Below are 20,243 nucleotides of genomic sequence, written 5' to 3' on the forward strand. Positions count from 1 at the left end.
CGACGAATCGCGGCCCGTGTTTCAGTGCTGCGTCGCCGTGCCACCGATCGGCGCGGCCGACTTGCTGCCGACGTTCGGCGCCGAACCGCTGCCGCCTTCGTTCGACTTCTGCCAATCGCGCGGCGGGCCGGGCTCGCGGCCTTCCATGATCGCGCTGATCTGCTCGCTGTCGATCGTCTCGTACTGCAACAACGCCTTCGCCATCGTATGCAGCTTGTCGATGTTCTCGGTCAACAGGCGCGTCGCATCGCTGTAGGCTTTGTCGAGAATGTTGCGCACGACCTCGTCGATCTTGCGCGCGGTCTCGTTGGAGACGTTCTTGTGCTGGGTCACCGAGCGGCCGAGGAAGACCTCGTCCTCCTGCTCGCCGTAGGTGATCGGGCCGAGTTCTTCGGACAGACCCCACTTGGTGGCCATATTGCGCGCCATCTGCGTCGCGCGCTCGATATCGTTCGACGCGCCCGTCGTCACCTTGTCGCTGCCGAAGATCAGTTCTTCGGCGACGCGGCCGCCGTACAGCGAACACAGATTGCTGTGGATGTACGTGCGGTTGATGCTGTAGCGGTCGGCTTCGGGCAGGAACAGGGTCACGCCGAGCGCGCGCCCGCGCGGGATGATCGTCACCTTGTGCACCGGATCGTGCTCGGGCATCAAACGGCCGACTATCGCGTGGCCCGCCTCGTGGTAGGCGGTATTGCGCTTCTCGTCCTCGCTCATGACCATCGAGCGGCGCTCGCTGCCCATCATGATCTTGTCCTTGGCGCGCTCGAAGTGGTCCATGGTCACGTCGCGCGAATTGCCGCGCGCGGCGAACAGCGCCGCCTCGTTGACCAAGTTGGCCAGATCCGCACCCGAGAATCCCGGCGTGCCGCGCGCGATCACGGTCGGATCGACGTCGCCGGCAAGCGGGACCTTGCGCATATGCACCTTGAGTATCTGCTCGCGGCCGCGCAGATCGGGCAGCGGCACGACGACCTGGCGGTCGAAGCGGCCCGGACGCAGCAGTGCCGGGTCGAGCACGTCGGGGCGGTTCGTCGCCGCAATGACGATGATGCCCTCGTTGCCCTCGAAGCCGTCCATCTCGACGAGCAACTGGTTGAGCGTCTGCTCGCGCTCGTCGTGACCGCCGCCGAGGCCGGCGCCGCGATGGCGGCCGACCGCGTCGATTTCGTCTATGAAGATGATGCACGGCGCGTGCTTCTTCGCCTGCTCGAACATATCGCGCACGCGCGAGGCGCCGACGCCGACGAACATTTCGACGAAGTCGGAACCGGAGATCGTGAAGAACGGCACCTTGGCCTCGCCCGCAATCGCCTTGGCGAGCAGGGTCTTGCCGGTACCGGGCGAGCCGACCATCAGCACGCCGCGCGGAATGCGGCCGCCGAGCTTTTGGAATTTAGACGGATCGCGCAGGAATTCGACCAGCTCCTGCACTTCCTCTTTCGCCTCGTCCACGCCGGCGACGTCGGCAAAGGTGATCTTGACCTGGTCTTCGCCCTGCAGGCGCGCGCGCGAACGGCCGAAGCTCATCGCTCCGCGCCCGCCGGCGCCGGCTTGCATTTGGCGCATGAAGTAGACGATCACGGCGAAGAACAACAGGATCGGCACCCAGTCGATCAGCAGGCGCGTGATCAGCCCGCTGTTGTCCTTCGGCTCGACCGTGAACTTCACGCCCTGCTTGTCGAGGATCTTGTCGAGCGAACCGTCGGTCGGCACGATCGTCGTGTTGAGCTTCTGCCCGTCCTTGAGCTTCGCGTTGACCGTCTGCAGGTCGTTGCGCAGCACGACTTCGCTGACGTTACCGTTGTTGACCTGGGTCATGAAGTCCGAATACGGCACCGTGTTCGGTTCGCTGCCGCCGAGCTTGAAACTGTTCACGACGGCGATCAGCACGACCGCAATCACGACCCAGAGAATAAAGTGCTTGACCATCTCGTTCATCGCTTTCACTCAATCAGGCGGCCGATTGCCGCTTGGGTAACGCATCGAATCCATTGCATCACCCGGTGATGATGCTCAACCGCGCTTGCCGGTCGCTAGCGCGTAAACCTCGGGACTGCGCGCGCGGGAAGCCTTCGGTTTTCGAATGCTGACGCGCTCATAGCCCTGACGCAAGTTTTTCAGGTAGCCATCGTAATCGCGTCCCTGGAAAAGTTTTATCAAAAACGCGCCTCCGCGCTTGAGATGGACAGCAGCAAAATCCGCAGCCAATTCAGCCAGATACATCGCGCGCGCCTGATCGGCCACGGTTACCCCGCTGATATTGGGCGCCATATCGCTCAAGACAAGGTCCACGGTCGCGCCATCGAGCAGGGCTTCGAGTTGCTTGAGCACCGCCTCGTCGCGGAAATCGCCCTCGATGAAGTCCACGCCGGCGATGCCCTGCATCGGCAGGATGTCCAGGGCGACGACGCGGCCTTTGTCGCCGAGCTTCTCGCGCACCATCTGCGACCAGCCGCCCGGCGCGGCGCCGAGGTCGACCACGGTCATGCCGGGTTTGAGGATCGCGTCGCGCTGCAGCAGCTCCTCCAGCTTGAACACGGCACGCGAGCGCCAGCCTTCGGCTTGCGCACGTTTGACGTAGGGATCGCTGAAGTGCTCCTTCAACCAGCGTGCGCTGGATTTGCTGCGGGAGGCCATAGATTCGGTGCGCATGATACCCTGTATGACCTAGCTATGCTCCAAATTGCCCGTCTTTCCATGTCTTTAACCAACAGTCAGATTCGTTACCTGCGCGGTTTGGCGCACGGCCTCAACCCGATCATCCTGGTCGGCAACAAGGGTGTCACGCCCGCGCTGATCAAGGAATTCGGCGCCGCGCTCGACCAGCACGAGCTGGTCAAGGTCAAGCTCGCCGGCGACGACCGCGAGGCGCGCAAAGAGCAGATCGACGCGCTCGCCGAAGCCGCGGGCGCCGAGGTCGTGCAACGCATCGGCCACGTCGCCAGCTATTTCCGCCGCAACGCCGAGGCGCCGAAGATCGCGCTGCCGCGGTAGTCGAAGCCTGCGGCCGATGCGGCCGTTTTCGATCTCCGCCCGGGCGAGCGCCGAGAAATTCCCATGCAATTGACCGAACAACGCATCGAACAACAACTGTTCGTACGCAAGGCCGACGCGACCAGCGTCGTTGTGGTCGATCGCGCGTTCGCGACGAGCCTGTTGCTGAGCGCGACCGAAGCGGTCACGGAGTTTGCCCCGCGCACGGTCGATCAACTCGACGAGGCGGCGATCGAGAAAATTCTCGCGCTGAAACCCGAAGTCGTCCTGCTCGGTACCGGCGCGCGCGCCGTGTTTCCGTCCCAGGCCGTGCTCGGCGCCTTCCTCAAGCGCGGCATCGGCCTCGAGACCATGGACAACGCCGCCGTCGCGCGCACCTTCAACGTGCTCATCGGCGAGGGGCGCAAAGCCGTCGCGGTCTTTCTTCTGCCCGGCTGAGCCGCGGCGCGACTCAGGGTTCGATCAGGCCGTTGCGCACCGCGATCAGGGTCAGCTCGGCCTGATTGCCGGCGCCGAGCTTTTGCTTGATGTTGTACAGATGCGTGCCGACCGTGTTCGGCGACAGCGACAGGGTCTGCGCGATCGCCTGCACCGACTCGCCGCGCGCGAGCTTGAGAAACACCGCGAACTCGCGCTCCGACAGCGACTCGAGCGCGTTGCCCGGCGCGCCGGGCTGCTGTGGCGCGAGCTTGCGCGCGATCTCGGCCTCGATATAGACGCGCCCTGCGGCAACCGCGCGCACCGCGTCGATCAGTTCCTCGGGCGCGCTGCGCTTGGACAGATAACCGAGCGCGCCGGCCTTGAGCACGCGTTGCGGATGCGTCGCGTCCTCGTGCGCCGACAACACCAGAATGCGCACTCCCTTGTCTTTCGCGACCAGTCGCCGCACCGCTTCGATGCCGCCGATCCCCGGCATCGACAAATCCATGATCGCGACATCGGGCTGGATGCGCGCGAATTCGCGGTAGGCGACCTCGCCGCTCTCGGCCTCGCCGACGACTTCGATCTCGCCGCTCGTTTCGAGCAGCATGCGGAAGCCGACGCGCACGACCGCATGGTCGTCGACGAGCATCACGCGGATTTTCGGCTTAGCGTTCATCGGTGCAAGGGAATGTTCACGTCGATCGAGGTCCCGCGCGGCTCGCGTCGCTCGATCCGCGCCGCGCCGCCGAGCACCTGGGCCCGCTCGACGATGCCGCGCAGGCCATAGTGACCGGCCTGCTGCCAGTCGGGCGGCAGGCCGATGCCGTCGTCGGCGACACTCACGTGCAGCGCATCGTCACGCGCGGTCAGAACAATATCGATGCGTTTCGCGCCGGCATGGCGCAGCGCATTGGTGACGGCTTCCTGGACGATGCGGTAAACCGCCACCGTCGCCGTATCGCCGACCTCGGGCAATTCACCGACGTCGAGCGCGATCTCGATCGCCGCATGTTGCCGGCGCCATTCGCCGACCGCTTCGCGCAGCGCGTCGGCGAGGCCGAGCGAATCGAGCGTCAGCGGCCGCAGACGCGGAATCATCTCGTGCATCGCCGCGTAGAGCTTGCCCGACGTGTCGGCGATCAGCTGCGCGGTATCGCGCGTGGTCGCGTCGCTCTCGGCGCGGCGCACGAGGGCGAGCGCAAGCGACTTGATCGCGGTGACGCTCTGGCCGGTCTCGTCGTGCAGTTCGCGCGCGATCGCGCGGCGCTCGTCCTCGATGCGCGCGCGCACGGTGTCGGCGAGTTCGCGGTTGCGCTCGAGCCGCAGCTTGGCTTCGATCGCCTCCTGGCGCGCATTGAGATTGTCCTCGATCGTCTTGGTCATGCGGTTGAACGCACGCGCGATCGTGCCCGCCTCCGCGCGCCAGTATCCCGGCAGGCGCGTGCGCCAGGCGCCTTGCTGCACCTCGTCGAGGCCGCGCGCGATGCGCGCGAACGGCTGCGTCGCGCGGCGCACGAGCCAGAACACGAGCACGTTGCCGAGCACGAAGATCACCGCGCCGAACTGGAACATGTGCACGGCGTCGTCCCAGCCGTCGCGGATCGCGCTGGCCGGATCGGAGTCGATTTCGAGAATGCCCTCCGGCGTCTGGAAACTACGGTGCATCGCCTCGGGCGCGACCAGGACCGCGTACCAGCGCGGCGGTTCGGCACCGGGCTTGCGCTGGTCCGGCGGCGACACGTAGACCGTCGCGCCGCTGCGGTCGTGCAGGCGGATCGTCGTCGCGCGCACGTGGCCCAGGCGCGAAAGGAACTGGAGGAAGCCGCTGCCGTTGACGCCGTCGTCGGGAACGAGATTGGCGAACAACTGTGTGGCGACGCGGTTGCCGGCCACCACCTCGACGCGCACGCTGTTGCGCGTGGCCTCGATGTGCATCGCGAGCAGGGCGACGAGAAAGATCGCGGTCATCGCCGCGACGAGCAGGTTGATCTGGCTGCGTAGGCTCATCGCGCCAGTGCCGCCGATTCGAGAGGGGCTGCGTGCAGCGGCGGCGAGGCGTTGAGTGGATCGAACATGCGCACGATGCTAGCCGAAATGGCGCCGGCATGGCGCAAGCCGCGGCGTCACGGCAGAATGCCGTCTATGCCCTCGCCCGCCTTGTTCGATCGCCTCCTCGCACTGAGCCGATTCGACGGCGATTCGCGCACCGCGCTGACCGCCCTGCATGCGCACTTCAGCGCCGACTTCCCCGACTGCTCGCTCGCCCTGCTGCTCGTGCGCGGCCAGGATGCGGGCCGCTGCGGCCTCGCCGGACTGATCGGACCGGACGGCACCGAGCACGTGCCGAACATCGATCCGAACGGACACCGCAGCCAGTTGCCGCCGTTCGACGACGCTCTCGCCGCGCGCCTGATCGCCGCGCCGCTCGCGCACGTCGCCGCCGTCGCGCCGGTCGAGCGCGGCCTGCCGCTCGCGCAGGCGCTGTTCGCGCCTGCCGCGGTGCTCGCCGTGCCGCTCGCCAACGCGGGCGAGCTGTCGCACTGGCTCGTGTTCGGCTCCACCCTCGCACATCGTTTCGACCGCTTCGACGCCGAGCGCATCCTGCTTCACGTCAATCTCGCGACGAGCCTGATCGTGCGTCCGATCGTGCTGCGTGAGCTGACTCAGGAAACCGAGCGCCAGCGTCACGAGATCGAAAGCCTCGCCGACATCCAGAAGCTGCTGCTGCCCGACAACCCGCGCATCCGCGGGCTCGACTACGCCGTGCATTGGCAGCCAGCGGCGACGGCTGCGGGCGACTACTACGAAATGAGCAATCTTTCCGATTCGGTTCCCGAGCTCATCGCGGCCGACGAGGCCGATGCCTGGGGCGTGATCGTCGGCGACGTCTCCGGCCACGGCGCCGCCGCGGCGGCCGAGGCGATGCAGTTCGATGCGATCCTGCGCACCTTCGAGGGCGACGACAAGGAACCGCCGGCGAGCGCGATCAGCTACGCCAACCGCTACTTTTTCTCGCGCCGCAGCCGCGGCCATTTCATGACTGTGTTTGCTCTGCTCTATCGACCCGCCGAGCGCCGGCTCGCCTATCTCTCCGCCGGCCATCCGCCGCTGCTGCACCGGCGCGGTGCAGATGTTGCCATGCTCGGTGAGGCCGATCAGATTCCGCTCGGCGTGCTGCGCGATTTCGAGTACGCCAACCGCGCGCACGATGCGCAGAACGGCGACGTTTTCGTCCTCTACACCGACGGCATCGTCGAGGCGCGCGACGCGCGCGGGCGCGAATTCGGCATAGAACGCCTGCGCGATCTCGTCGCCGAAACTGCCGTCGACGTTTCGGTGCAGGCATTGCGCGACCGTCTCGTCGCCGCGGTGCACGCCCATCAGGGCGGCGCGATCGGCAACGACGATCAAACCCTGCTCGTGCTGCGCATCGCGCACTGAAGACGCCGCAACGCCGCAGTGCACGGCGATCGCATAGCACGCTGCCGCCGAGAACCGGCGGCAGCGCAAACACGACACAACTCAGCGCATCGAAGCGCTTGGCGGTTGCCGCGAACGCTTTCTACGGCAACGGCTTCAGCGCCGAATAGACGTGGCTGACCACGACCTTGTTGGTGCCGTGGCAGGAGAAGCAATTCGAGCCCGCGTCCGATGTCGTCTGTCCCTGCATGAACGTCTCGATGGTCGCGTTCGCCAGATGATTCGTGCCGACCTGATTCGACGGGTTCGGCGCTGCGCCGCCGATCGTCCAGGTGGTGCCGAGTTGGAAGTACTTGGCGCGCACGTCGGCAGGATCCAGTTGCGACAACACGCTGGCATTCGCGCTGATCACCTGGGTGTTGAGCGCGGCCGCATTCGCCGGATTGCCGCCGTCGTTCGAGCCCCAGGGTTTCGCGCGGATGACCGCGGTCGCACCGATCGGGCTGCCGGCGATCGTGTTACCGCTGGCGCTGGCATTCATCAGGTTGAACGGCCCCGACGAACCGCTCGGCGTGAACAGCCACGAGCCTGTGGTGTTGCGCGCGACGGTCTTCTGCCCGCTCGTCGAGTTGTAGGCATAGGTTTCGTCCGGCGCGTTGCCGAGATGCTCGAACGAACCCCAGACCATCTCGCCGTGGCCGTTGGTCGAACCGACGACGTGCAGGCCGACCATGACCAGCTTCACCGTCTTCTGGCCGTTCGGCACCCAACTGTTCGGGTTGGACTTGTTGTACGTCGGAATGGTCGCGTCGACCGTGATGTAGTCGTTGGCGTTCGCCACTGCGCTCGCCTCGACCCAGCTCGACTTGCTCTCGATCGCGAGCGCCTGCGGATCGGTGATCGTATGCCCTTTGCCCGCAGCGAAGGTCTTGACCGTGTTCGCGTCCGCCATCGTCATCGGAAAGGTAAGATTGGTCGAGGATGGAATGACCGCCGGCCCCTGCATCGTCCGGTGGTATGCGTACAGATCGTTGACCAGGGTGATGTAGTAGATCAGCGAGCCGTTCTGCGAAATCAGCACGCCGCCGTCGGCCTGGCCTGGTTCCACGTCGATGACGTTGCCGGCGAGGTCGAAGAAGATCGGGATGTGATCGATGGTCAGCTTGCGCGCGCGGATCGCCTGCTGGAATTCCTTGGCCTCGACGACCGGCGCAGGATGATCCGGCGTCAGCATGACGATGGGCCGTTCGATCTTCGGCAGAAGCAGCTTGGCCGGCTCGAGCACCTTGCCTTTGGCGTCGAGAAAGCGCAGTTCGCCGCCGGGCGCGCGCTCGACCTTCGCCAACGGCACCGTGGTTCCGTTCTGCAGGCGGATCACCGGTCGCGGCGCGGGCTGGCGCTCGACTTCAATGACGTGCCCCGAGCGCGACAGCAGCGCCGGCAGGCCATGCGGACCAAGCTCGGTGGCGCGCAGGTTCATGATGAGCGGACGACCGGGCGTGTTGGCCACGAACGTGCGCCGCGGTGGGGTGCTGCTGTCCTCCGGACTGACGGTGTAGAAACTCGGCGAGAACATGATCCGGCTTCCGCCGCCGTAGCGCGACGGCGCCGGCGAGGTCAGCCAGAGGAACATCTGCTCGGTCCACTGGAAAAACCCGCAGTTCGGCAGGAGCACCTGGGTGCTGTCGGCCGGTTTGACCACGCCGTTGAGCGAGGGATGGCCGCTCTCGAAGAACGCCGCCACCGTCGCCGCCGGAATCGGGCAGCCTCCGGCCGCATCGGTCGGCACCGTCTGCGCCACGGCCGGCGCGGCGGCGCCGAGCAGCAGCGTTGCAATACAAAACACGATCTGGGTCTTGAGTCCGGACAAGTTCATTTGGAGACTCCTCTGCGAATGGTGAGTCCGCCCTCTCCGACAGGCGCCCGACGGCGCACGCGCGCCGACCGAGGACGCATCCCGGAGCGGGATGTGGCGGCGATGCAAAAAGGAGGGCGCGGCGATGCGCGCCGATTCCGGTCGCCACCGACGGATACGCCCAAACGCAGGTTTCTCTGACACGCCTGCCTTGCGCAGACGCGAATTCGCGCAGACGGTCACGCTATTCGCAGATCGAACTGATCGGAGAGATTCGTCTTTGCCGTCGAGGTCGGAGCGATGGATAGCGGCTTCGCTGCCGAGTCGGCAATGCGATGCGCAGTGATCGCAGCCGGTCCGGGAAGACCGGCGTCAGTTCTTCTTCGGCGCTTCGTCCGCCGCTTTCGCCGGCGCGACGCGACGGCTGCCGATCTTGACGATATCGGGCTTGTCCCAGGTGCCGGACACTTTGTATTCGGACTGCGTGGCCCAGTTGATCGGCTTGCCGAGCACGCCGCCGATCACCGCGCCCGCGGCGGCGCCGACCGGACCGCCGATCAACGCGCCCGCGCCGGCGAAGACGGTCGCGCCGATATGCGGCGTCACCTCAACGCGCAGGTTCCACTCGCTCGTGCGCAGGCCGATCGCGCCCTTGATCAGCAGGTCGGCGGTCGGGCTCTTCACGCTGAAGCCGTCGCTGTACGCATAGCCGTCGGTCATCGTGAAGCTGCCGCCGGCCGAGTCGAAGCTGAAGCCCTTGTTGAACAGGTCGCCGAAGTCGAAGGCAAGCCGGCGCGGCAGCGCGGCGAGATTGAGCAGACCGGCGAGGCGGCCCGCGCCGGGTTCGAGATTCGGAATGCGTCCGTCGGCGATTTTCATGTGCAGCGCACCGCCGTTGATGCGGTTGAGCGCGAACGCCGACGGCGTGCCGGCCCAGCTCGCGTCGATCGATGCGCTGATCTCGCCGCCGGCGAGTTTGCCGCCGTAGCCGAGCGCGTCGAGCATCGCGCCGAAATCCTTCGCCTTGAGTTCGATGCCGAAGGTCGAACGATGGTAGCCGTTCTTGCGCATCCATACTCCATGCGCCTTCATGTCGATGTCTTTCGAGTGCGAATTGACCTTCTCGAGATTCATGCCGTCGGCGATCGGCGCCGTCACCACTTCGGCCGTGCCATAGTTGGCCTTGCCGAGACGGAAATCGCCGATATCGATGCGCAGCGGCGGAATCGCGGCCGGATCGATCGAATCGTCGCGCACCTCGCCGATCGGCGCTGCGCCCGGCGGCGCCTCCGGCGATTCGGGCCAGTACAGGCGCTTGAATTCCGCGCGGATCGTACTCGTGCGCAGATTCTTGCGCGGCACGGTGAGGCTGCCTTCGAGGTTCGCGCCGTCGAAATCGACGCGCATCGCGTCCGCGGCGAAGTCGAGGCGTACCTTGGCCTCGCCGAAATCGCGCTCCCAGGCGAGCAGCGAGCGCGTGCGGATATCGACGCCCTGCAAGAAGTCGCCACCCGCCCCGCCGCCGCTGCTGCTGTCGGCGGCGAAGCTCATCCAGCCGGACAGATCGACTTCGCGCGTCGCCCCGCCGATCGCGATACCGGATTTCGGCAGCACGCCGGTCGCTTCACCGCCGAAGATCGCGTTCGCCGCGAACGGCGCGGTCGGCGTCGGCAGCCGGCCGCGCAGATTGAGCACGTCGCCGAGGCTCAGGTCGAGATTCGCGCCGACGAACGGCAGGCCGAGCGTAAGCTTCAGCGGCAACGCGCTATCGGCGGATTTTTTCAGCGGCACGGGCAGATCAATGGCGACGCCGCGCAGGTCGGAAAGCAGGCTCAGGCGCTGGCCGCCGTCGACAGCCTTGGCCTTGTCCGGTCCGTCGCGGTCGACGCTGAACTGCGCACTCCAGTTCGCTTCGCCCGACAGATATTTCCAATAGTCCTTGAGCGCCGGCGCGTAGGCGAGCACCTCGCGCACCGGCAGGCGCGTGTCGACCTTGCCTTCGACCGCATGGCGGCCTTCGCCGACGTAGCCGCCGACCGCGAGCGAGAATTTTGCCGGCTTGCCCTTGAAGGTGGTCGCGAGCTGATCGCCGAAGAAGCCGCTGCGATTGAAGCGCAGCAGGCCGGTGGCCTTGTCGAACTTCAGATCGTACTTGGCATCGGCGAGATCGGCGTCGCTCAGTTGCACCTTGCCGTCGATCTGGAAATTCTCGATCGGCTTCATCGGTGCGCGCAGGGCGAAATCGACCTTGCCCTGGCCGCCGACATCGACGCCCTGCAGCGGTGTCGCGAACTCGGTGCCGAGCGGCGAGGCTTTGACGAAGCCGAGCAGGTCCTTGCCCGCGCCCTGCGCATTCGCGGCGACGTCGAGCGTGCCTTCGCCGTAGTCACTGATGTCGACGCTGGCCTTGTTGATTTTCGCCCCCTGCACGCTGCCGCCATCGACTTCGGCGTGCAGGCCGGTGTTGAGAAAATCGACGAGAGCATGGCCATGCTCGACCGCTGGCCAGTCGCCGAGATACTTGAAGCGCAGATCGGCAATCTCGGCCGTCGCCTGGAAACGTCCGGCGTTGTTGCGGAACGGCCAGTCGGCGAGGTTGCCGCGAAACACCGCGCGTCCGCCGACGATGCTACCGCTTTCGAGCGCGCGGTCGAGCCATTCGATCGCATGCGGCGACATATTGCCGATCGGCCAGAAGCGATGCGAGGCCGGCACGTCGCCATGAGTAACGACGGCGGCGAGATCGAGCAGCGGCTTGCCGCCCTTGTCGTAGATTTCGGCCGCGCCGCGCGCTTCGCCGCCGTAGCTCTTGCCGTGCGTCGCGTTCTCGAAGCTCAGCGAATCGGTTTCGATGCGCCAGGCGTCGTCGGTGCGATACGCCGCGACGCTACCGTAGAACTCGGAAAAGCTCAGCGGCTCGCGGAACACCTTCGGCAAGAGGACGGAGAACTCGTTGTGCTGCGGCAGATCGAAGGTGATCGCATCGCGGTCGGCGAAGAGCAGACCCGACAAGCCGATCGCACCGGGAATCTTGCCGGACGCATGCGCGGCGACACCGTCGATCTGCGCGGCGGCATCGAAATCCTGCGGGTCGACGAAACGCACGGTGGCGCGCGTCAATACGCCGGACGGATTGCCCGCATACAGCCAGCGGCGCAGGTCGGCCGGCAAGGTGTCGACGAGCATCGTCGCGCTCGCCACGGTGCCGATGTCGAGTGCGCCGACACTGATCGTATGCTCCGGCTTCGCGTAATAGTCAGCGTTCGGATAACGGCGCAGCAGATGCAGCTCCGATTTCGGCAGCGGCTCGCTCTGGCGGACGATCTGCAGGTCGACGAGATCGGCGCTCAAGCCGTCCTTCTCGCGCCGCCAGCGTGCGCCGAAGGCGAGCCGGTCGATGCCGACGTGCGGCAGAAAATCGTGCTTGTCGTCGAACGCAATCGAAGTGCGCGTGGTCAGCACCAGATTGGCGAGATCGACCTCGGCGCGAACTTCGCTGACCTCGCCGTCCTTGAGCCACGCCCAGACCTGCAGCTTGCCGCCGCCGTGATCGACGATAAGGCCGTTGAGCGGATAGTTGCGCAGCACCGCGGCGAGATCGACCTCGGCGCCGCCGAGATAGGCACGGCCGCTGCGCGTGCCGCGGTCGTATTCGAGCACGGCGTTGACCGGCGCGGAATCGTTTTCGAGATTGCGCACGCGGCCGAGTACACGCAGGAAATCGCCGTGGACGATCAAGCGCAGTTCCTGCGCGCCGAGCTTGAAATGCGTGTCGTTCGGCAGGTCGTCGATATTCAGTCGCGCATCGCGCACGACCACGGTGCCGAGACTGAACAAGGCGTTGTCGTCGAGGCTCTGCTGCTGGTCGTCGGTATTATTGCCGCCGGTATCGAGACCGCGGATCTGCCACTGTCCCTGCGCGTCGCGCACGAGGTCGAGTTCGATGCCGGCAAGGCGGATTTCAGTCCAGCTCGAATTGGGCCGCGCCCAGGCGAAGAAATTGATCTTCAGGCCCGCGCTCGCCAGGCTCAACGTCTGGCTTTTCTGTGCCTGTCCCACGGTGGCCGGCGCGCCGAGATGCACGCCGGTGAGATTGAGCAAGGGCCCGGTGCGTTCCCAGCGTGCGTCGAGCTTGTCGATCGTGACCGGCCGGTGCAGCACTTGCGCGAGCTTGGCGCTGACCGCCTCGGGGTGATTCGTTATCCACGGCAGCACGACCAGTTGGGTCAAACTGCTGATGATCGCCATCAGGATCGCGAACGCCGCCAACAGCCGGAACAGCCACCATTGCGCGCGGTGCAGGTGGCGGTGCAGCGGATTCACGGGGTGAACCGCCGGGATTGGGGATTGCGGATTCGGGATTCGACAAAAGCGGGAGCAACGGAGGGTTTTGATTTTTCCGAATCCCCAATCCCAAATCCCCAATCCCCGCTTTTACAAGAGCACAACATCGTATTGCTCCTGCGCGTAATGCTCCTCGGCCTGAAAACGGATGGTCTTGCCGGTGAACTCTTCGAGCTCGGCGACCGAGGCGGATTCCTCGTCGAGGATGCGTGAAACAACTCTCTGCGCGGCGAGCACGAGCAGGCTCGACGCCTCGAACTGGCGCACGGCGCGGGTGATCTCGCGGAAGATTTCGTACGTCACCGTCTCGGCGGTCTTCACGCTGCCGCGGCCGTCGCAGGCCGGGCACGGTTCGCAGAGCTGGCGTTCGAGACTTTCGGTGGTGCGCTTGCGCGTCATCTCGACGAGGCCGAGGTTCGACATCTCGTACACGGTGGTCTTCGCATGATCGTGCGCGAGCGATTTTTCCAGCATGCGCAGCACCTGGCGCTTGTGCTCGGCATCGGTCATGTCGATGAAGTCGATGATGATGATGCCGCCGAGGTTGCGCAGGCGCAGCTGGCGCGCGGCCGCCTGCGCCGCTTCGAGGTTGGTCTTGTACACCGTCTCCTCGAGATTGCGGTGGCCGAGAAACGCACCGGTATTGACGTCGATCGTGGTCATCGCCTCCGTCTGGTCGACTATCAGATAACCGCCCGACTTCAATGGCACTTCTTTCTTGAGCGCACGCTGAATTTCGTCCTCGACGCCATACAAATCGAAGATCGGCCGCTCGCCCGAATACAATTCGATACGTTCGGCCAATTCCGGCATGAACTTGTGAGTGAATGTCAGGGTTTTGTCGTAGGTCTCGCGCGAATCGACGCGCACCTTCTCGACGTCCCCGCGCATCAGGTCGCGCAGCGCGCGCAGCGGCAGCGCCAGCTCCTCGTAGATGCGCGTGCGCGGCTCGACCCGGCGCATGTTCTCCTGCACCACGCGCCAGACGCGGCCGAGATAGGCGACGTCGTCGGCGAGCGCCTCGCGCGAGGCGCCCTCCGCGTTCGTGCGCACGATGTAGCCGAGCGGCTCGGGGCCGGCCAACTCGGTGACCAATTCCTTGAGCCGCGCGCGTTCGCCTTCGTCCTCGATGCGCACCGACACGCCGATCATTTTCGCGTACGGCAGCAGCACGAGGCAGCGCGACGGAATTGACAGGTGCGTGCTCAGGCGCGCGCCTTTGCTGCCGATCGGGTCCTTGACCACCTGGACGACGATGTCCTGGCCCTCGTGCACGAGTTCGACGATCGGCGGGGTCGGTGTCGGCATCGCCGCCGCCTCGCCGTTCTCGCCCTCGATCGGCTGCGTCGCGCGCACGATGTCGTTCGCGTGCAGGAACGCGGCGCGCTCCAGACCGATTTCGACGAAGGCCGCCTGCATCCCCGGCATCACCCGGCTCACGCGTCCGCGATAAATATTGCCCACATAACCGCGCTTGAGCGCGCGTTCGACATGCACTTCCTGCAGCACGCCGTTTTCCACCACCCCGACGCGGGTCTCGCGCGGGGTGACGTTGATCAGGATTTCCTCAGACACGGCCTGGGTTTCCGCAAATCTTCTAAGCGCGTTTATAGCTTGGCCGGGCGGGGCTTGTCGATCTTGCGTTAAATCGCGATTAGGGTCAGGCAAGCGGGATGCCGAAGCGGCGCAGCAATGCGCTCGTCTCGAACAACGGCAGGCCCATGACACCGGAATAGCTGCCGGCAAGATGGCTGACGAACGCGCCGGCGCGACCCTGGATCGCATAGGCCCCGGCCCGCCCCATGGGCTCGCCGCTGGCGACGTAGGCGGCAATCGTGGTTTCGTCGAGCGCAGCGAAGGTCACCTCGGTGCGCGAGATCGCGTGCTCCTCGCGCCCAGCGCTGACCAGCCAGACCGCGGAAATCACCTGGTGTGCGCGCCCCGAGAGCTTGCGCAGCATCGCGGCCGCGTGCTCGCCGTCGGCCGGCTTGCCGAATACTTCGTCGTCGAGCACGACTTCCGTGTCCCCGCCAAGCACAACGGCGCCCTGCACGCCGGACAATTTCAATAGGCCCGCGCCGGCTTTTTCGCGGGCGACGCGGCTGACGTAGTCCTCGGGCGGCTCGTCCGGCGCGCGCACCTCGGGCAGATCGAGTTGCACGGTGCCGAAGCGCACGCCGATCTGTTCGAGCAGTTCGCGGCGGCGCGGGGATTGCGAAGCGAGATAGAGCATAGGTCAAGTCGATATGGCGCGATCGAGCCACGCAAGCACGTCGGCGGTGGCCTCGTCGCGGCAGGTGTCGTTCAACAGTTCGTGACGCGCGTCGGGGTAGATTTTAACCTCGATCCGCGTCGCGCCCACGTAGCGATATTCTTCGGCCAGCCGCTGCGTGCCGCGGCCCTCGCCCGAAACCGGATCGGCAGCGCCCGCGATGAGAAGGATAGGCAGGGATTTCGGAATCCGTGCGAGCCGCCGGGCATCGGTCAAATTCGCGCCGGCGCCGAGCAGATCCGCCCACAGCCGTGCCGAGCAGCGGAAACCGCACAACGGATCGGCGATGTACTTGTCGACCTCGCTCGCATCGCGCGAGAGCCAGTCGAACGCCGTGCGCGCGGGCGCGTCCGGACGGTCGAAAGCCTTATTGAACGCCCTGAAAGTCAGGATATCGGCGAGAGCACTTGGATGATGCGCGCCGAACAGGGCCGCCTCGGCACGCATCAAGGCGTGGCCGACGGGCCGCAACGGCCCCATGCTCGCGCTCGTCGCCGACAGGATCGCCGCGGCCAGCCCCTCGCCGTGTTCGACCAGATAGTGCTGGCTCAGGAACGAACCCATGCTGTGGCCGAACAGGCACAGCGGCAGGTCCGCATGGCGCTCGGCGGCCCATATGCACACGGCATCCAGCGCAGCGAGCGCGCGTGCCCAGCCGTCGCGCTCGGCAAAGAACCCGCGTGCGTCGGCATTCGCCGCAGTGAGGCCGTGACCGAGATGGTCGAGCGCATACACCATCCAACCGCGTTCATTGAGCGCCGCGGCGAAGCGGGCATAACGCGCGCCATGCTCGGCCATGCCGTGCGCCACCAGCAGCACGGCGCGCGGCGGCACGCGCGGCGACCAGCGGTGCACGGCGATGCGTGCTCCGTCCGCCGCCACCCACTCCACATTCTCGACGCTCATGCGCCGATCATACACGGCGCCCGCTGTTCGATCGGCGCACGGCCGAGCGCTTTCAGCCGCGGTGATAGGGATGGTTGCCGAGCAGACTCGCCGCGCGATAGAGCTGCTCGGCGACGACGATGCGCACGAGCGGATGCGGCAGAGTCGCGGGACCGAGCGACCAGCGCTGGTTCGCGCGGTCCAACGCGGCGGGCGCAAGACCCTCCGGGCCGCCGACGAGAAAGGCGAGGTCGCGGCCATCCATGCGCCAGCGCGAGAGCTGCTCGCCGAGCTGCTCACTGCTGTAGAGCTTGCCGCGGCCGTCGAGCGCGACGGCCTGCGCGCCTTTCGGAATCGCCGCGATCATCAACGCGCCCTCGTCGGCGATCACGCGCGCGAGATCGTTCGTGCGCCCGCGCAGCTTGCTCGTGATCTCGACGAGTTGCAGCGGCAGCTCGTGCGAAAGGCGTTTGGCGTATTCGTTGTAGCCTTCGCTGACCCACGAGGGCATTTTTTCGCCGACGGCGATCAGGGTCGCGCGCATTTCATCCGCCCGCCTTTCTACGAAACGTCACGCAGCGTACTTCCATTGCAATCCGTGAGTCAGCGATCTGGGGCCATACACAAAATGCAGGACGCGGCGGCGGCCGGTGCCGTTCGCTTTGGACGAGGCATGCAGCAGCAAAGGACTCATGAGCCATATCGTTCCTTCATTCGCCAAGCATTCCCTCTGCTCGCCTGCGTTTCTGAGTTCAGCGATCACGGAAGGCATCACTCGGCCGTAACGATGAGAGCCGGGAATCACCCTCAACGGACCGTCCTCGCGGCCGCACGGGTCCAGGTGCAGCCGAACGGCAATCATCTGCTGAAGAATGTCGATCGGCGCTTGCACGAAGAGCGTTCCGTCTTTTTCGGACCAACCGCCGAGGCTTGCGTCGTCCACTCGCCGCAGCACGGGAATGCTCAAATCCTGGTGAAACGCCACGAGCCAATTCTGCGCGGGCGATTTCTCGAAATAAGTACACTGCACGGCGACGTAATCGGCCGGAATAAGCCGCGCAAGCGCAGGATGTCGTTGCAGTTCTTGCGCGAGCCCGGCGCACCAGGACGTCCCCAGCAAGCGGCGATTGCCCACCGACTCCGTCTGCTCGATTTGTGACGACAGGGATCGGCAGTCCGCGACAGTCAATACGTCCCGAAGGACGATCAATCCGTCCTTGGCAAACGCATCGAGCGCCGTTTCGCTCGGGATCAACCTGCGATTGCTGTCATTTGCGGCACGGCGTCACCGACGGTCCACAACCGCTCCAGTCCATAGAACTCGCGCACGCGCGGCAGCATGACATGGACGACGATGTCGCCGAGGTCGACGAGTACCCATTCGGCCTCGCGCTGGCCTTCGACGCCGAGCGGCGGCATGCCGTCCTGCTTGGCGAACCTGACCACTTCGTCGGCCAGCGACTTGACGTGACGCGTCGACGTCCCGCTTGCGACGATCAGCAGGTCGGCGATCGAGGTCTTGCCGCGCACGTCGATCTCCTGCACGTTCTGTGCTTTGAGATCATCGAGCGCAGTCAGCACGCGCAAACGCAGGCGCTCGACCGGATCGTTGGGAATCTGAGGTTTTTTCGGCTTGGCCGCAGCGGCTTTTTTCAGCGCAGTCTTGGCCACCGGCTTCTTGGCGACGGCTTTCTTCGCCGGCTTGCTCGATGCCTTGGTGGCGGTCTTGGCTTTGGTCTTGGCGGCCGGCTTTGCGGCAGTCTTGCTGGCTGCGGGCTTGCGCGTGCGCGCAGCGGCTTTGGTTTTGGTCGTAGTAGGCAAAAACGTATCACCTTGGGAAGAGGCACAGTCGGAGGGTCGGCTCCGCGCGGCCAGAATATACGCCGATTTGACGACGAAGGAAGTGCCGAAACTGACCGTTCAGCCGAGCAGCGCCGCGCCCGCGCGAAGGACTGCCGCGGTTTCCCGCCCGAGCACGCCGACAAGTTCGGCGGCCGGCAAAGCCCGTGCCAGCGGCGCGTTCTGGCCAGCGAACAAGGCGAGCAGATCGGCTCGTTCGGCTTTCGCCGCGGCCCGGCGCAGCGGCGAGGTCAGGGCGTTTTGCACCGGATAAGGCGGCAGCTCGGCCTCATGCGCCTGCATCGCCTGCATAAACGGATTGACGATGCCGCGCGCGGGGCGCCCGGAATACGCACGCGTCAGCCGCGTGCTGTCGGCGCTCGCATGCATCACTGCGTGTTTCCAGGCCGGCGGCGCGCTCGATTCCGGGCAAGCAATGAACGCGGTGCCGAGCTGCGCCGCCTGCGCGCCGAGCGTCAGCGCCGCGGCGATGCCCTGCCCGTCCATGATGCCGCCCGCGGCGATCACCGGCACGGCGAGCGCGGCGGCCATCTGCCGGTACAGCGCGAAGCCGCCGATCAGCGCGTCGTCGAACGGTACGAGAAAGGTGCCGCGATGCCCACCGGCTTCTGTCGCCTGCGCGCAGACCGCATCGGCACCGACTTCCACCCAGGCGCGGCCTTCAGCGAGCGTCGTCGCGGTGCCGATCACGAAGGTGCCGCGCGCATGCAGGCGCTCGATCTGCTCGGCGGAAAGTATGCCGAAGGTGAAGCTCGCGACCGGCGGCGCGGCTTCGACGAGCACCTCGAATTGCGCGGGGAAATCCTGCCCCCACTGGCTCGGCAGCTCTTCGGCCACGCCAAGCTCGCGCCAGAACGGTGCCAGCCATTCGCGCGCACGAAGCACCTGAGCCTCGTCGACCTGCGGTGCGCCGAGCACGAACAGATTCACCGCGAACGGCCGTGTCGTACGCGAGCGCAGTTGCGCGATCTGCTCGCGCATCGCCGCGGGCGACAGAATCGCCGCGGCGAGACTGCCGAGCCCCTCGGCCTCGCAGACGGCAACGGCGAGATCGATCGTGCTGACGCCGTTCATCGGCCCTTGGATCAAAGGCAGGTCGATACCGAGGCGTTGGGTCAATGACGTCTTGATGCTCATTTCAAATCGATTGCGTTCGCTAACGAGAGAAGACATTCCATCGCGAAAGACGCGGAGAAACGCTGCAGAACATGATACTTCCTATCGTGCTTATCTCTTCGGCTATTGAACTGAGACGAACGAAAGATTGGACCGCAGAGAACGTACAGAACATGGAGACAGAAAACGATTGATGCCGAAGTTTTTCTCGGCGTTCTCCGTGATTGAAGCTCTTCTCTAGATTCAACTCAATCGATCGAACTCGCACGCGTTCGACAAACTCCTCACCGCATCGACATCACATGATCTTGGCCGATGCAGCGGCTTCTATCGCTGCTGTCGATACGGCGCGAGGATGGCCGGATCGGCGAGCAGCGGTTCGGGCACGAGCCAGCGCGGCTCGCGGCCCGTGGCGAGCAGCGCGCGCACCTGGCTTGCGGAAATGTCGAGCGGAGTCACCGGAATACTGAGCACCTTGCCGGCCGGCGTATCTTGCAGCTCGCGCGGCGAACGCGCGCGACGCGGCACCGCCTCACCGACGAGTTCGCCCGACCACGGCTCCGTACGGCCCGGCCGCGTCAACATGACGATATGGGCGAGGCGGAATAACTGCCGCCATTCACGCCAAGTCGGCAGCGAACCGAACGCGTCGGCACCGACGAGCAGGATCAACGGCTGTGCTTCGCCGAATTCGGCGCGCAGGCCGCGCAGGGTATCGACCGTATAGGACGCGCCTTCGCGTCGCAGTTCGCGCGTATCGACGACGAGGCGCGATTGGCCGGCGAGCGAGCGTTCGAGCATATCGACGCGTTGCGCCGCGCTCGCCAATGGCGCGGGCTTGTGCGGCGGCACGTGCGCGGGCATCAGCCTCACTTGCGCATCGAGCGCCTCTGCCGCCTCCCAGGCGACGCGCAGATGACCATTATGGACCGGATCGAAAGTGCCGCCGAGGATGGCTATTGGGAGCATGAGATCAGTAGCTTTTTTCCACGGATTACACGGACGAACACGGATAGAGCGGAACAGATAGAACAAATGATCGGCTTCTATATTCCGCTTTATCCGTGTGCA

17 protein-coding genes are annotated in these 20,243 nt (G+C 65.6%); 3 read left to right on the forward strand and 14 right to left on the reverse strand.

Going from position 1 to position 20,243, the window contains the following annotated elements; translation table 11 throughout:
* Positions 1-21 precede the first annotated feature (21 nt).
* Positions 22-1,941 carry an ATP-dependent zinc metalloprotease FtsH gene (ftsH, locus tag FFS30_RS00200; RefSeq protein WP_171014335.1) on the reverse strand — a complete coding sequence of 640 codons (1,920 nt, stop codon included), beginning with the start codon at positions 1,939-1,941 and terminating at the stop codon, positions 22-24.
* A gap of 75 nt (positions 1,942-2,016) precedes the next feature.
* Positions 2,017-2,640 carry a 23S rRNA (uridine(2552)-2'-O)-methyltransferase RlmE gene (gene rlmE / locus FFS30_RS00205; protein WP_137912526.1) on the reverse strand — a complete coding sequence of 208 codons (624 nt, stop codon included), beginning with the start codon at positions 2,638-2,640 and terminating at the stop codon, positions 2,017-2,019.
* A gap of 60 nt (positions 2,641-2,700) precedes the next feature.
* Between rlmE and yhbY the strand changes: the two genes are divergently transcribed.
* Both yhbY and FFS30_RS00215 read left to right on the forward strand, forming a co-directional pair.
* On the forward strand, positions 2,701-2,997 hold the full coding sequence (gene yhbY / locus FFS30_RS00210; protein WP_137911105.1) for a ribosome assembly RNA-binding protein YhbY: 297 nt from the start codon (positions 2,701-2,703) through the stop codon (positions 2,995-2,997).
* Positions 2,998-3,060: 63 nt separating this feature from the next.
* Entirely contained in the window at positions 3,061-3,435 is a 375-nt protein-coding gene (locus FFS30_RS00215; RefSeq protein WP_137911106.1) for an MTH938/NDUFAF3 family protein, read from the forward strand.
* 13 nt (positions 3,436-3,448) lie between these two features.
* Here FFS30_RS00215 and FFS30_RS00220 read toward each other — a convergent pair whose 3' ends face one another.
* The gene (locus FFS30_RS00220; RefSeq protein ID WP_212742373.1) at positions 3,449-4,096 is read right to left on the reverse strand and encodes a response regulator transcription factor; all 648 of its coding nucleotides are present in this window, start codon (positions 4,094-4,096) and stop codon (positions 3,449-3,451) included.
* On the reverse strand, positions 4,093-5,427 hold the full coding sequence (locus tag FFS30_RS00225; protein ID WP_137911107.1) for an ATP-binding protein: 1,335 nt from the start codon (positions 5,425-5,427) through the stop codon (positions 4,093-4,095). Before FFS30_RS00225 ends, FFS30_RS00220 begins: the two co-directional genes overlap by 4 nt.
* Before the next feature lie 135 nt (positions 5,428-5,562).
* On the opposite strand from FFS30_RS00225, the gene FFS30_RS00230 reads away from it, so the two are divergent.
* Positions 5,563-6,861, forward strand: coding sequence for a SpoIIE family protein phosphatase (locus FFS30_RS00230; RefSeq protein WP_212742374.1), 1,299 nt, complete (start codon positions 5,563-5,565; stop codon positions 6,859-6,861).
* Positions 6,862-6,982: 121 nt separating this feature from the next.
* Here FFS30_RS00230 and FFS30_RS00235 read toward each other — a convergent pair whose 3' ends face one another.
* The 10 genes from FFS30_RS00235 to nadD form a co-directional block, all read right to left on the reverse strand.
* Positions 6,983-8,716, reverse strand: coding sequence for a hypothetical protein (locus FFS30_RS00235; protein WP_137911109.1), 1,734 nt, complete (start codon positions 8,714-8,716; stop codon positions 6,983-6,985).
* A gap of 351 nt (positions 8,717-9,067) precedes the next feature.
* Positions 9,068-13,018, reverse strand: coding sequence for a YhdP family protein (locus FFS30_RS00240; protein ID WP_137911110.1), 3,951 nt, complete (start codon positions 13,016-13,018; stop codon positions 9,068-9,070).
* 111 nt (positions 13,019-13,129) lie between these two features.
* Positions 13,130-14,614 (reverse strand): ribonuclease G, encoded by a 1,485-nt coding sequence (gene rng, locus FFS30_RS00245; RefSeq protein ID WP_137911111.1) that lies wholly within the window; start codon positions 14,612-14,614, stop codon positions 13,130-13,132.
* Positions 14,615-14,699: 85 nt separating this feature from the next.
* Positions 14,700-15,272 carry a Maf family nucleotide pyrophosphatase gene (locus FFS30_RS00250; protein ID WP_137911112.1) on the reverse strand — a complete coding sequence of 191 codons (573 nt, stop codon included), beginning with the start codon at positions 15,270-15,272 and terminating at the stop codon, positions 14,700-14,702.
* Between the two features lie 3 nt (positions 15,273-15,275).
* On the reverse strand, positions 15,276-16,217 hold the full coding sequence (locus FFS30_RS00255; protein WP_137911113.1) for an alpha/beta hydrolase: 942 nt from the start codon (positions 16,215-16,217) through the stop codon (positions 15,276-15,278).
* Positions 16,218-16,269: 52 nt separating this feature from the next.
* Entirely contained in the window at positions 16,270-16,740 is a 471-nt protein-coding gene (gene rlmH, locus FFS30_RS00260) for a 23S rRNA (pseudouridine(1915)-N(3))-methyltransferase RlmH (RefSeq protein ID WP_137911114.1), read from the reverse strand.
* Between the two features lie 27 nt (positions 16,741-16,767).
* On the reverse strand, positions 16,768-17,451 hold the full coding sequence (locus FFS30_RS00265; protein ID WP_212742375.1) for a phytanoyl-CoA dioxygenase family protein: 684 nt from the start codon (positions 17,449-17,451) through the stop codon (positions 16,768-16,770).
* A complete protein-coding gene (gene rsfS / locus FFS30_RS00270) occupies positions 17,448-17,813 on the reverse strand; it encodes a ribosome silencing factor (protein ID WP_212742421.1) in 366 nt (121 codons plus the stop codon). Before rsfS ends, FFS30_RS00265 begins: the two co-directional genes overlap by 4 nt.
* A gap of 303 nt (positions 17,814-18,116) precedes the next feature.
* Positions 18,117-19,193, reverse strand: coding sequence for a nitronate monooxygenase (locus FFS30_RS00275; RefSeq protein ID WP_137911115.1), 1,077 nt, complete (start codon positions 19,191-19,193; stop codon positions 18,117-18,119).
* 306 nt (positions 19,194-19,499) lie between these two features.
* Complete coding sequence (nadD, locus tag FFS30_RS00280; protein ID WP_137911116.1) at positions 19,500-20,141, reverse strand: nicotinate-nucleotide adenylyltransferase; 642 nt, start codon at positions 20,139-20,141, stop codon at positions 19,500-19,502.
* Between the last annotated feature and the right edge of the window lie 102 nt (positions 20,142-20,243).

Origin of the sequence: Rudaea sp. 3F27F6 (assembly GCF_005503555.1) — a bacterium.
Classification (GTDB): domain Bacteria; phylum Pseudomonadota; class Gammaproteobacteria; order Xanthomonadales; family Rhodanobacteraceae; genus Rudaea.